The organism is Nitrospira marina, assembly GCF_059568365.1.
Genome location: NZ_JCANTH010000001.1, coordinates 2,183,412 through 2,196,721 on the forward strand (window position 1 = coordinate 2,183,412; position 13,310 = coordinate 2,196,721).

Here is a 13,310-nt window from a genome sequence, read left to right on the forward strand (position 1 = left end):
TCGGGTCAAGATTGTGTAAACCGGAGAGATCGCCCTACATGGTCGAGGAAGCAGGCGGTGCCTCCAACAATTTCTCCACTTCCTGAAGGATCGCTTCATGTCCGGCTAATGTGCCGTCAGTAAAGAAATTCCCAACACGCTGCCAACGAATAAGGCCATTTTGATCAATGACATACACATTGGGAATAAATTTCCCCCCGCCATAGAGTTTATCTGTTTTCTTTTCGGGATCTAAAAGATAGGGATACGTAATCTTCAACGGAAATCCTTGTATAAATTCCCTGACGTCTGCCAGAGAATCGCCAGATGAATTAACTCCGATCACCGCTACGGGCTTGTCTTTGGTGGCATCATGTACTCTCTGGAGATTGGTGCTCTGGATTAAACACGGCTCGCAAATATGAAAGAGTCCCAGAACCACCACCTTACCCTTAAACTGGTCAAGGGAGAGAGATTTTCCATCCAGACCCGTCAGTGAGAAATTAGGAGCGGACTCCCCGACCTTAAAGAAGCTTCCCGCCTGTACGATAAAACCGGTGCTCAGTATTAAGATGACTACGCTCAATACCTGAAGAATATTCCTTTTCATAGGCTCCTCCTGTTCATGGTGCCTCCTAAGGCTGATCACCAAAGATTCAACCTTTACATCCCTTAAAAGCCTAACACACGAATTTTTGGGGCGGCAACAAAGCGGAAATACATTTAAGAGCGAGAGAGTTGATCCGGTTCGAATAATCCAAGTTGCAGTTGCTCGGCTTTGGTCAACATGATGGGATAATTATCCGTAAAACAGGCATTGCAATAATGATGGGAAAACCCCGGAGCCATTGCCAACATACCTTCTAAACTAAGGTACCCCAAACTATCAGCCGTCACATAACGACGAATTTCTTCAATGGTGAGATTTGACCCAATGAGTTCTTTTTGTGTCGGCGTATCAATGCCATAATAACATGGGGCAATGACCGGTGGAGAACTGATGCGCAGATGAATTTCCCGAGCACCGGCCTGTCGAAGCATTTTGACAATTTTCCGACTGGTCGTGCCTCGAACCAGGGAGTCATCGACAACCACAATCCGTTTCCCTTCCAGGACATCCGGAACCGGATTCAGTTTCAACTTTACGCCAAAATGGCGAATGGCTTGTTGCGGCTCAATGAAGGTCCGTCCCACATAGTGATTTCGGGTTAGTCCGATCTCAAACGGTAACCCCATCCCTTCGGCATAGCCCAAGGCCGCAGGAACGCCGGAATCAGGAACAGGAATAACCATGTCTGCGTCCGCTGGACACTCCTTAGCCAGTTGACGCCCAAAGGCTTTACGAACCGGATACACCGCATTCGGGCCAAAAATTTTCGAATCCGGTCTCGCAAAATAGACGTATTCAAATACACACTCGGCGCGCGAACGTTCCAGGAACGGATGATAAGAGGTCAATTCGGTACCCTGAATAACAATAATTTCTCCCGGTTCAACTTCACGGACGAACTTGGCATCAATCAGATCAAAGGCGCACGTCTCGGATGCCACGACCCAGCTGCCTTTACACCGCCCTAAACACAGTGGGCGAAATCCAAACGGATCCCGGGCAGCGATTAATTGATCATCCGTTAACAGCACCAAGGAAAAAGCCCCTCGAACCAGACTTAATGCGTCAATCACCCGATTCACAATCGTATCTCCCTTGGAGTGAGCAATCAGGTGAATGATGACCTCGCTATCGGAGTCCGATTGAAAAATAGCCCCATAGGCCTCGAGTTCACCTCGAAGCACCCCGGCATTCACTAAATTTCCATTGTGGGCCAACGCCAAATTGCCAAATGCGAAGTTGACGGACAAGGGTTGAACGTTTTGCAGCTGTCCACTGCCTGCCGTGGAATATCGGTTATGCCCAATCGCCTTTGTTCCCGGAAGTTCGCGTAACGTTTTTTTTGAATAAATATCAGCGACGAGACCTAGGCCTTTTTTTTGGAAGAATTGCTCTCCGTCGGAGGAGACAATACCGGAGCCTTCCTGCCCCCGATGCTGTAGGGCATAGAGTCCTAAGTACGTAAGATTGGCAGCTTCTTTCGATCCCGCAATTCCAAAAACAGCACATTCTTCATGAAACCCGTCCGGGGAAGGCATAGACTGTACCATCGGTAACTTTCTCATGGTGTCCTCAAAAAGGGCAGATCGTCTGGAGCGGCCATAAGAACTGACCAATTCAAGTTTAAGGAATAACCAACCTTGCTCACGATGCTTCGGCTCCAAGTTGTCGTGCAAGAGCATGATGCCATTGGTCTGCCATTTCAGAAATGGGCAGGCTTATCTGACACACTGGCTGGTCATGAGTTCCGCGAACAGTAATGTCCATATTTCCTTGAGTGACTTGGCCTAATTCTGTGCATGGCACGTCTGACCTTTGAACCAGGTCCAGCAACTGCGTGACATGCTCCGATTTAACCGAGACGACAACCCGTGAAGGACTTTCTCCAAAAAGTAAAGCATCTAGACGCAAACGATCCTGCATTAGTATAACAGTTGCTCCGAATAGGGCGGAAGGATTGGTCAGACAGCATTCGGCTAATGTCACGAGTAACCCGCCTTCTGAGCAATCATGCGCTGATTGCACAAGCCCCTTCTGGATTAAGGTGAGTAGGAAGGAATAGAGAGCTTTTTCGCGATCCACATCCAACCAAGGGGGATTGCCTTGTTCGCGAGAATGAATGACCTTGAGATATTCCGTCCCGCCTAAGTCCTCTTTCGTCTCCCCCAGCAAGAAAATATGATCGCCTGGTTGTTTGAACCATTGAGTGGTAATGTCTTCCGGGCGCTCAATAAGTCCCACCATTCCCAAAATCGGTGTTGGGTAAATGGACAGGCCATTGGTCTCGTTATAAAAGCTTACGTTTCCACTCACTACAGGAATTTGGAATGTTCGACAGGCATCGGCGATACCTTCGACGGCCATGATGAATTGCCACATAATGTCGGGACGCTCCGGGTTGCCGAAATTTAGGCAGTCGGTCACTCCGATCGGTTGAGCACCCGCACAGACCAAATTTCTCGCCGCTTCAGCTACGGCCAATCCTCCTCCCAAATAGGGATTCAGCAGGCAGTAACGACTATTGCCATCCGTCGTCATGGCCAAGGCTTTTGTGGTCCCTTTAATACGGACCACGGCGGAGTCGGAGCCCGGACAGACAACGGTATTGGTTCCTACCATATGATCGTATTGCCGAAAGACCCAACGTTTGCTCGCAATAGTGGGTGAAGCTAATAATTTCAATAGCACCTCGGCAGGATTTTTGACATCCGGAAGAGTATCAATATTCAAGGATTGCAAAAACTCTTGATACGGAGGTGGCGCAACAGGCCGTTCATAGCGTGGACCTTCTTCAGCGAGAGCATGCGCGGGTATTTCCGCCACAATCTGGTTGCCCTCTCTAATTCGTAGGAATCCATCATCTGTCACCTGCCCGACCACGGCGGCATCAATTCCCCATTTTCGGCAGATTGCGAGCACTGATTCTTCCTTTCCAGGTTGAGCCACCAGGAGCATCCTTTCCTGGGATTCCGATAGTAAAATTTCATAAGGAGTCATGTGCGGTTCTCGGCGAGGCACCTTAGCTAAATCCATGTCAATACCGGTTCCAGCGCGTGAGGCCATTTCGCAGGAGGAGCTGGTCAGCCCGGCCGCCCCCATGTCCTGAATCCCAACTAAGAGGTCCTGTTCTAAAAATTCAAGGCACGCTTCAAGTAATAGCTTCTCTAAAAAGGGATCACCGACTTGTACATTCGGACGCTTCTGGTCAGATGCATCGTCAAAACTATCCGAGGCCATGGTGGCGCCATGAATCCCATCTCGTCCTGTTTTTGCACCAATATACAACACTTGATTTCCGGTACCTTTCGCTAAGCCACGCAGGAGACGGTCTTTTTTCACGATACCCAGACAAAAGACATTGACTAATGGATTTTTTGAATAAATATCGTTAAACGTAATTTCCCCACCAACCGTTGGCACCCCCATACAGTTCCCATAGGAAGAAATTCCAGAAACGACTCCTTTAAGAATATGCTGATTCTTGGCAAGGTCCAATTCACCGAATCGCAGGGAATTCAATAACGCGATCGGGCGTGCTCCCATGGTAAAAATATCGCGTAGAATTCCACCGACACCTGTTGCCGCCCCTTGAAACGGCTCAATATATGACGGGTGATTGTGCGATTCCATTTTAAACACTGCCGCAAGGCCCTCTCCAATATCCACAGCACCCGCATTTTCGCCCGGCCCTTGAACCACTCGCTCACCCTCGGTCGGAAATCGTTTTAAATGAATGCGCGAACTCTTATAACTGCAGTGTTCACTCCACATCACAGAAAAGATACCCAACTCAGTGAGATTCGGCTCACGACCAAGATGCTTGAGGATTTGCTGATACTCATCCTCGGACAGACCATGCTGTTCAATAATTTTTGAGTTAAGAGGTACCTGCGGCAAGACTTTTGATTCCTGGGTCATGGCAAACAACTCATTTTGTATGAAAATTATTCCCAATGAGCAAAAAGGGGATGAAAGAGGTGAAAATCGAATGGGTCGCTATAAAATTCGGAACAAATCCACGAGGTTGGCTTCCTTAATGGTTCAGAAATGCACATTGGAAAGTCAGGAGAGTCCTTATTTCCATAAAAAAGAATTTAGCATAAACACCGTCATACTGTCCTGTGGGTTAACGACCTGAAGGGAGGCGAAGGGGCAAATGGTCCGTGACATACGAAGCATAGCGCAACGCCGTGAGCACTTGTTCATATGTCAGATTCAATGCTTCCTGAACATCATGAAAAGATTTTCCAATCCCAAGGGTTCCTACCACGGTAGCCACATCAACGGCTGTGCCTGCCACACAGGGTTTCCCGTGGCAGATGTCTGGAGTCATCGTAATTCCTGGAAAAACTTCCATGATGGCTTTGACCCACAAGGGAGGGCGGATAATGGCAATCAAACCTATACCGGTTGGGGTGTTTTTTTGTGTGTTTCCAACGCTGAAATCATGGATCGAAAAATATATCGTCCATCCTCATTATTGAGCAGGTGTTCTGCGCCTCGTTCTGGATGAGGCATCAAACCAAGGACGTTGCCGGCCGCATTGCGAATTCCCGCAATATTATCCAGCGATCCATTGGGATTGGCTTGAGAAGTCACTTTGCCTTCACGATCACAATATCGAAAGACGATTTGCGCATTGGCCTGCAAGGCGGACAACGTCACAGGGTTGGTATAATAGTTTCCTTCAGCATGTGCAATCGGGAGCTTTAGAATCTGTCCGGGTTTACAGTCATGAGTAAATGGAGTATTCGCATTTTCTACGCGTATATAGTGATCTTCACAAATAAAGGAAAGATCCCTGTTGCGCAACATGGCACCGGGTAATATTCCAAGCTCTAAAAGCATCTGAAATCCATTACAGATGCCGAGGACCATTCCTCCCCGCCCGGCAAAATCAACGACGGCCTCCATGATGGGAGAAAATCTGGCTATGGCACCCGTGCGTAGATAGTCACCATAAGAAAACCCCCCTGGCAGAATGATGGCATCCATGCCTTTGACGGATCTTTCTTGATGCCAGATAAACTCAGCCGTTTGTCCCATAATTTCCGAAAAAACATGCGCACAATCCCGATCACAATTGGATCCGGGAAAGACAATGATGCCGATGTTCATATCGCTCTCTGCTCGTGGACATTCATACTGAGATAAGGGCTATCAGGAAAGAAAAGATCGCATGTAATCAGAAGGAACAATGCAGCGACCATTATGCCTCAAGGATCTCGTATTGATATTCTTCAATGACCGTATTGGCAAGAAGTTTTTCGCACATCGCTTTGATGGTCGTTTCACCGGACGTCGCGTCTGTTTCACAAAGATCCACCTCGATAAATTTTCCAATTCGGACCTCTCCAACCGATCCAAAACCAAGGGTTTGAAGAGATTGCTGAATAGCTCGACCTTGGGGATCAAGAATACCGTTTTTGAGTGTGATGTAAATTTTGGCTTTCATAATTTTCCGGAAGAAGTGACATGCACCCGGTGAATAAACGCTTTACGATATAGATCTGTCACCAAGATAGTCGGTGGCAAAGCATGAACACAAGGCTCCCTACTTCGTGAATTATCCGCAAACACGCTTGAGAACTTCTTGATAGGTTTCCTCGATCCGGCCCAAATCCCTTCGGAAACGATCCTTATCCATGCGTTCTCCGGTTTGGATATCCCAAAAACGGCATGTGTCCGGAGAAATTTCATCTGCTAAAATAATCTGACCATTCCATAATCCAAATTCTAACTTAAAATCCACCAGAAACATGCCCTTTTTCTGAAAAAAAGGTTTGAGCACTTCGTTAATTTTGAGAGCCTGGTGTCGGAGTTCCTCGATTTGCCCGGGTGTGGCCAATTTCAACAATCGAATATGGTCTTCAGAGATAAGAGGATCGCCCAGTGAATCATCCTTATAGAAAAACTCGATCAAGGGAGGATCAATAATCATGCCTTCTTCTAAATCTAAACGTTTAACAATGCTGCCCGTGGCTCGATTACGCACTACCACTTCAACCGGAATAATTTTTACCCGCCGCGTTAACATCTCCCGGTCATTGATTTGCTGAATGAAATGACTTGGAATTCCGGCGTCGGCAAGATGTTGGAACAATTTTGCGGAAATCGCATTATTGACAACGCCTTTTTCCAGAATCGTTCCACGTTTTTCGGCGTTAAAGGCAGTGGCATCGTCCTTGAAGTACTGAATGAGCTCGTCGTCCTTTTCGGTCAGAAAAATCTTTTTGGCTTTTCCTTCGTAAAGCATATTTCCTTTAGTCAATGTATTTTCCTCTTTTTTGAAGTTTTCTTTGAAGGAGTAAGCCGGGTTGGTGTTGAGCTCTTTCGTCGAACTTGCCTCCCAAACACGCGCGTAAAAATCTGCTGTTGATGGCGCAAGTAGGTTTTGGGATTAAAGCATGTCGCAATCTCTTTGGTACTGAGATGTTTGGCAATAAAGGGATCCTGCTCAATAAGGACTTGAAAAACTCCCTCCCCCCTCCAGGCAGCCATGGCATGTTGCTGCACATGCTCATAGGCATCTTTTCTGATTGCACCTTTATCCACCAGCGCCAGTAGTAGTCGTTGCGAATAGATGAGGCCACCGGTTTGATTGAGAGTGGCCATCATTCGTTCGGGATAGACCACCAGTCTGGATAACATGTTCGTTAAACGGACCAACATGTAATCGATCAGAATCGTGCTATCGGGAAGGATGATCCGCTCCGCAGATGAATGGCTGATGTCGCGTTCATGCCACAAAGCAACATTTTCCATGGCAGCCAGACTGTTACTGCGAACCACTCGAGCAAGACCGCATAAATTTTCCGAGCTGATCGGGTTTCGTTTATGAGGCATGGCAGACGAGCCTTTTTGTCCAGGCTCAAAGTACTCTTCCGCTTCCAAGACTTCCGTTCGTTGCAAATGACGAATTTCCGTAGCCACCTTTTCAATACTGGCCGCCATCAGGGCCAACGCCGAAAGGAAGGCCGCGTGCCGGTCTCGCTGAAGCACCTGATTTGAAATAGGCGCTGGCTTCAATCCTAGCCGTTGACATACCGTTTTTTCTATCGAGGGAGAAAGATGGGCAAATGTGCCCATGGCCCCTGAAAGCTTGCCAACTGCAATGTCGGCGATTGCCGCTTTTAGGCGGAGTTCCTGCCTTTGAAACTCCTGATACCAAATGGCCACCTTCCATGCGAAGGAAATAGGCTCTCCATGGATCCCATGCGAACGCCCCACCATGAGAGTATTCTGATGCGCAAAGGCTAAATCCCGCAAGACACTGAGCAATCCCCCGACATCCTCACGAATCACATGGGCTGCTTCCGCTAATTGCAACGAAAGGGATGTGTCGACAATGTCCGAGGAGGTGAGCCCAACATGGAGAAATCGACTGTCCTTCCCTGCCTGCTCGGACACCGATTCCAGAAAGGCAATAACATCATGCTTAGTAACTTGTTCGATCGTCGCGATTCGTAAAGGATTAATCGTGACTTTTTTTCGAATGCGGGTTGCCACGCCGTAAGGGACATGACCCATCTCTTCCATGGCTTCGCACACGGCAAGTTCAACCTGCAACCACAACTCATATTTGTGGGTCTGAGTCCAAACGGCCCCCATACGGGGTAACGTGTAGCGGTCAATCATGGGACAGGGCAATTAAGCGGTAGGTGACGGATCAGAGAATTTCGGCGCAGGATTTTTTTGTTGAATCTGGCTTCGCTTGATGGCAAGCCTTGGTTCAGCCCGGAGCACATGGTCTAACAGTCCATTCACGAATCGTCTGGCCTCATCGTCTGCAAATAACTTAGCCAATTCGACTGCTTCATTGATGGTGACCATGGCCGGAATATCGGGCTCCCACAATAATTCGTAAATGGAAAATCTGAGGATATTCCTATCCACGACCGGCATCCGCTGCAAAGACCAGTCGATGGCAAAATCACGAATGATCCGGTCAATTTCGGACTGATTCGTGATGACACCAAGAAAAAGATTAGAGGTAAATTTTTGGACTTCCGGTGAAGCCGATTGACTTGCCCAAAACTTTTCTTGCCATGTAGGGTTTTGATCCTGAAATTCATGCTGGAAAAGCATTTGCAACGCAAGCTGGCGTGCCAGGCGTCTGGATGGCCGTCCATGGGCTTGATTGGCTTGCGGTGTATCGGATGGAACAGTCATGGTCATAATGTTGTGGATTCCCTTAAAAAGCCAGACTGACGGAGGGTGGTTTTACTCAAACGTTTCATTAAGACGGCCATTTCAAGAGCCGTACGTGCTGCATCAGCCCCTTTATTTCGTTCAGGTGACCCAGAACGTTCCATTGCCTGATCAACCGTATCCGTAGTCAGCACTCCGAAAATAATTGGAATGCCAGTTTCCAGAGCTGCTTGGCCGATCCCGCGACTTGTTTCGGCACAAATATATTCGAAATGTGGAGTTTCTCCGCGGATCACTGCCCCTAAACAGATAACGGCATCAAATCGATGAGATTGGGCCAGTGTCTTTGCAATTAAGGGAATCTCAAATGCTCCAGGAACCCGAATGACCTGCCTGTGGTCTGGTAGGGTGCCTAATTGGGTCAAGGTGGATTCAGCTGCAGCCAATAAGCGGCTGGTCACCACTTCGTTAAAAGTACTGACCACGATCGCAACCTGACAGTCTGCCTCGTCACCTCGCTCCTGATTCGCCATGTTGGTTAAGTCATCCCTTTGAAACTCACTCTCTCATTACAAAAATCAAGAGAGTCGCGATCCGCGATTCAGTGTGTACCACTTGCCAGAAAGAACCGCAAGTCCCCACTACACATTATTCAAGAGGTGGCCTAATTTGGCCTTTTTCGTACGCAAGTAGTGCACATTCGACTCCTGGGGAGTAATCTCAATGGACACTCTTTCCACCACTTCCAACCCATAACCCTCGATTCCCACAATTTTCCTTGGATTGTTGGTGATGAGTCTGATTTTTTTAAGACCTAAATTAACTAAAATTTGAGCGCCAATTCCGTAATCCCGCAAATCAGCCTTAAACCCCAATTGTAAATTGGCTTCGACTGTATCACTGCCCTGGTCCTGAAGGTGGTAGGCCCGAATTTTATTGGTGAGTCCGATTCCCCGTCCTTCCTGGTTTAAGTACAGCAGGACCCCTTTGCCTTCCCGTTCAATTATTTCCATTGCTCGATGGAGTTGCTCCCGGCAATCACAGCGCAATGATCCAAAAACATCAGCTGTCAGACAGCCTGAATGGACTCGCACCAACGTTGGAAGGTTATCGATCTCCCCTTTTACCAGGGCGATGTGTGTTCCGGCATCAAGTTCGTTTTCAAACACGACCGACTGAAAATGACCAAAACGTGTGGGAAGATTTGCGGTGGCAACCTGCTTCACAAACGTTTCTCGATGCAATCGATATTGAATCAGGTCTTTAATTGTGATGATTTTCAGGCCATGGTGCTTTGCAAATTTCATTAAGTGAGGAACCCGGGCCATCGTGCCATCATCATTCATAATTTCGCAGATTACTGCGGCGGGATACAGCCCGGCCAGCCGGGCAAGATCGACAGACCCTTCGGTTTGTCCGGCACGGCGCAATACTCCACCTTTATTGGCTTTTAGGGGAAAGATGTGCCCAGGTCTGGCAAAATCGGTTGGCTTGGCTTTTGGATCCACGGCTAACTGAATCGTGGTGGCTCGATCAGCAGCGGAGATCCCAGTGGTAATATTCTTGGCGGCATCAATCGATACGGTAAAGGCTGTGCCATAAGGTGCGGTATTTTCATTCGCCTGTGGGGGGAGTTTCAACTCCTCAACTCGGTCGGGGGTGAGGGCCAGGCAAATTAATCCTCGGCCGTATTTCGCCATGAAGTTAATATGTTCCGGCGTGACCTTTTCAGCTGCCATGACCAAATCGCCCTCATTTTCCCGATCCTCATCGTCAACAAGAATGATGCATTTGCCAGCTTGAATATCCTGCAAAGTTTCGGCAATGGTGTGAAATTGAGGCTTGTGTATTGGGGTCGTTTCTTTTTTCATGGGTGACTCCCTTGACGGGCAAACGTTTCAGTCAAGCTCGTTAAATTTCTGGAATGGATTTGTGTTTGGTTAACCGAGCCGAACGCTGAAACATCATAACACTAATGCCTGCCAATCCTGAAACCATGCCCAGGGTGAAAAATCCTGAAGAGAAGGTTCCGGTTAGTTCCTTTAACCATCCAAACCCGTATGGCAAGAGGAATCCTCCAAGACCTCCTGCCGCACCAACAAAACCGGAAGCCGTACCCATTACGGATTTGAATCGATAGGAAACAACCTGAAAAATGGCTCCATTTCCAAATCCGAAGCAAAGCATAATTAGGAGAATCATGGCATAGGTCAAGACAAAACTATCAAGAATCCCCGATATCAGGCATAGAGCGGCTATTATAAGATAGAGCCCTTGCAATAAGGCGATGCCCCCGTGGCGATCTGCAAGAAATCCTCCCAGAGGACGGACCACACTTCCCACTAGCGCGCCAAGTGCGGTCAATGTTCCAGCCTTTACCATGCCGACGTGAAATTGATCGTGAAGAAAAATCGGGAGATAACTCGAAAGCCCTACAAATCCTCCGAACGTCACACCATACAAAAAACATAACCAGTACATGACTGGGTCCTGAACCCCTTTTCGCAAAAAAATTCCAATACTGTCATTTTTTGAGGGGTCGGTTTTATTCCTTACGGGAGCTGATTGTACCAACCAGAAAAATAGGAGGGCTGTCCCCATAACAGGTAGGAGCATGATACCGAAAACCTGATGCCATCCAACCCCTTCCGCAAGGCGCGGGGCCATAAACGCAGCCAACAGCACACCACTATTACCAATCGCCACTACCCCCATGGCCAACCCCTGATGGGCTGCGGGATAGGCTTGGCTAGCCAAAGGCAGAGCAATCGCAAAGCTGGCTCCCGCAAATCCTAAAAAGAGTCCAATTCCCAGCATAGACTCGAAACTGGTTCCACCTAACCATCCCAACAGTAACCCGATGCCTTCTAAGCCCAGAATGCCCAATCCCACAACTTTAGCCCCGAATCGGTCTCCTAGCGGCCCCACGATAATTCGAAGCAATGCGCCACCCAGCAATGGGAAGCCGATTAATAGCCCCTTTTGAGAAGCAGAAAGAGAAAATTCTTCAGATATGGCAATACCCATGGCGCCAATAAGAAGCCACACCATAAAACTTATTTCAAAGTGGAGCCATGCACCTAGGAGAGTTGGCCAATGCCCGGAACGAAGTGACTGGCATACCTCTTTCAACATGGTTCTTTCAAGGGCATGGAAGGCCTTTCTGTTTAATTTTTCAAACCTGTGGGCAAAACCAGACTATAAAAAGATTTCCCTGAAATAGACAATATTTCTCTGAATTGGAAATATCTGAGACCCCTTTTTCACCTCGGAATTGGAAAAATTCATCAATGCGTTTGGTGATCCAAGAAAAATTCATTACAATGTAGAAGAATGCGGCATACCCTGCCTTCTAGATCAGTAAGCCAAAGCATGACACAGAAATCATCGAAAAAGCGGACTCCCGATGTAATCGACGTCGAGGTGAAAAAGTCTCTTTCTGAACCACCTAATGAAAAGGTCCGTGAAGAAATCATCCTGGATGATGCCAAGGAACAAGAGAACCATCCTGAAAGTGAAAAGGACTCCGAAAACCACGCGAAGTGGGATCCAGTCTCAACCGCGCTGACTCCGACCACAACGCTCAGTCGATACTTAGCCGAAGTCCGCCGGTATCCTTTCCTTTCGAAAGAGGAAGAACTTCAACTCTTTCATGAATATCAGACGTTAGGGACACGAGAGTCTGCAGTGAAATTGATTTTAGCTAACCTTCGTGTGTGTGTCTCCATCGCCTCGGAATATGGTCTTGCCGGTATTGATCAAATGGACCTGATCCAGGAAGGGAATGTCGGGCTTTTGCAGGCCATGAAGAAATTCGATCCGACAAAAAATGTTCGCTTTTATGCCTATGCAGCCTGGTGGGTTCGAGCCTTTGTGTTGCGGTATCTCCTCAATAATTTTCGTCTTGTCAAAATAGGCACAACCCAGGAGCAGCGACGCCTTTTCTATAACCTTCGTCGGGAAAAAGCCAAGCTGGAACGACAAGGCTATGTCCCCGATCCAAAGTTACTGGCAGACCGGTTAAATGTGCGTGAACGAGATGTTGTGGAAATGGATCAACGTTTAGGAAGTTGGGAACTTTCCCTCGATCAGCCAATGACTTCGGACGGAGAAGGCACCTTTCATGATCTTCTTCCCTCTACCCAAGCTCCCATTGATGACCAATTGGCTGATACACAGTTGCGCCTTCTCTTCCGAAAAAAGTTAGCAGAATTTGCACAAACACTATCAGAGCGAGAAGAGGACATTCTTCGCAATCGACTCCTATCGGAATCTCCCGTGACCTTAGAAGACTTAGGAAGAAAATATATGATTACCAAAGAGCGGACTCGTCAACTGGAGGCTAAAATAATTAAGAAGTTACGAGAGCTTATGAAAAAAGATATTCAGGATTTTGAATATCTCAGAAAATAGTATTGTAAGTTCATATACGTACAAAATCTATTCTCTCAAGAATTAAAGGTGGTTTCTTTTCTTAAAAATTGGACTTCCGCCCCTCGTCCTTATTGAAAATCTTATCTATCCCTCTTGACTTCAATTCAACCAGACTTATCTTTCTCTGCAAGTTGAC

Annotated in this window: 13 protein-coding genes; 1 reads left to right on the forward strand and 12 read right to left on the reverse strand. The window is 47.5% G+C overall.

The genetic code is table 11. From position 1 onward, the window contains the following. Positions 1-34: 34 nt before the first annotated feature. From LX98_RS08935 to LX98_RS08990, 12 genes are all read right to left on the reverse strand, one after another. Positions 35-589 carry a redoxin domain-containing protein gene (locus LX98_RS08935; protein ID WP_496428572.1) on the reverse strand — a complete coding sequence of 185 codons (555 nt, stop codon included), beginning with the start codon at positions 587-589 and terminating at the stop codon, positions 35-37. A 113-nt stretch (positions 590-702) separates the two neighbouring features. Further along, positions 703-2,154, reverse strand: a complete 1,452-nt coding sequence (purF, locus tag LX98_RS08940; protein ID WP_496428573.1) for an amidophosphoribosyltransferase — start codon at positions 2,152-2,154, stop codon at positions 703-705. Between the two features lie 79 nt (positions 2,155-2,233). Beyond that, entirely contained in the window at positions 2,234-4,507 is a 2,274-nt protein-coding gene (purL, locus tag LX98_RS08945; protein ID WP_496428574.1) for a phosphoribosylformylglycinamidine synthase subunit PurL, read from the reverse strand. Positions 4,508-4,715: 208 nt separating this feature from the next. Next, positions 4,716-4,922: a DUF433 domain-containing protein gene (locus tag LX98_RS08950; RefSeq protein ID WP_312641366.1), complete on the reverse strand. Its 207-nt coding sequence runs from the start codon at positions 4,920-4,922 to the stop codon at positions 4,716-4,718. 68 nt (positions 4,923-4,990) lie between these two features. Next, positions 4,991-5,707, reverse strand: coding sequence for a phosphoribosylformylglycinamidine synthase subunit PurQ (gene purQ / locus LX98_RS08955; RefSeq protein WP_496428575.1), 717 nt, complete (start codon positions 5,705-5,707; stop codon positions 4,991-4,993). A 91-nt stretch (positions 5,708-5,798) separates the two neighbouring features. Continuing rightward, positions 5,799-6,044, reverse strand: coding sequence for a phosphoribosylformylglycinamidine synthase subunit PurS (gene purS, locus LX98_RS08960; RefSeq protein WP_312641362.1), 246 nt, complete (start codon positions 6,042-6,044; stop codon positions 5,799-5,801). 111 nt (positions 6,045-6,155) lie between these two features. After that, on the reverse strand, positions 6,156-6,860 hold the full coding sequence (gene purC, locus LX98_RS08965; protein WP_496428576.1) for a phosphoribosylaminoimidazolesuccinocarboxamide synthase: 705 nt from the start codon (positions 6,858-6,860) through the stop codon (positions 6,156-6,158). Beyond that, on the reverse strand, positions 6,857-8,227 hold the full coding sequence (purB, locus tag LX98_RS08970; protein WP_496428577.1) for an adenylosuccinate lyase: 1,371 nt from the start codon (positions 8,225-8,227) through the stop codon (positions 6,857-6,859). Before purB ends, purC begins: the two co-directional genes overlap by 4 nt. A 12-nt stretch (positions 8,228-8,239) precedes the next feature. Further along, positions 8,240-8,767, reverse strand: a complete 528-nt coding sequence (nusB, locus tag LX98_RS08975) for a transcription antitermination factor NusB (protein ID WP_496428578.1) — start codon at positions 8,765-8,767, stop codon at positions 8,240-8,242. Then, on the reverse strand, positions 8,764-9,273 hold the full coding sequence (gene ribH / locus LX98_RS08980) for a 6,7-dimethyl-8-ribityllumazine synthase (RefSeq protein WP_496428579.1): 510 nt from the start codon (positions 9,271-9,273) through the stop codon (positions 8,764-8,766). Before ribH ends, nusB begins: the two co-directional genes overlap by 4 nt. Before the next feature lie 108 nt (positions 9,274-9,381). Next, a complete protein-coding gene (locus LX98_RS08985) occupies positions 9,382-10,611 on the reverse strand; it encodes a bifunctional 3,4-dihydroxy-2-butanone-4-phosphate synthase/GTP cyclohydrolase II (protein ID WP_496428580.1) in 1,230 nt (409 codons plus the stop codon). Positions 10,612-10,651: 40 nt separating this feature from the next. Further along, entirely contained in the window at positions 10,652-11,791 is a 1,140-nt protein-coding gene (locus LX98_RS08990) for an MFS transporter (RefSeq protein ID WP_496428581.1), read from the reverse strand. Positions 11,792-12,112: 321 nt separating this feature from the next. Between LX98_RS08990 and LX98_RS08995 the strand changes: the two genes are divergently transcribed. Further along, positions 12,113-13,153 carry an RNA polymerase factor sigma-32 gene (locus LX98_RS08995; RefSeq protein ID WP_496428582.1) on the forward strand — a complete coding sequence of 347 codons (1,041 nt, stop codon included), beginning with the start codon at positions 12,113-12,115 and terminating at the stop codon, positions 13,151-13,153. The last annotated feature ends 157 nt before the right edge of the window (positions 13,154-13,310 follow it).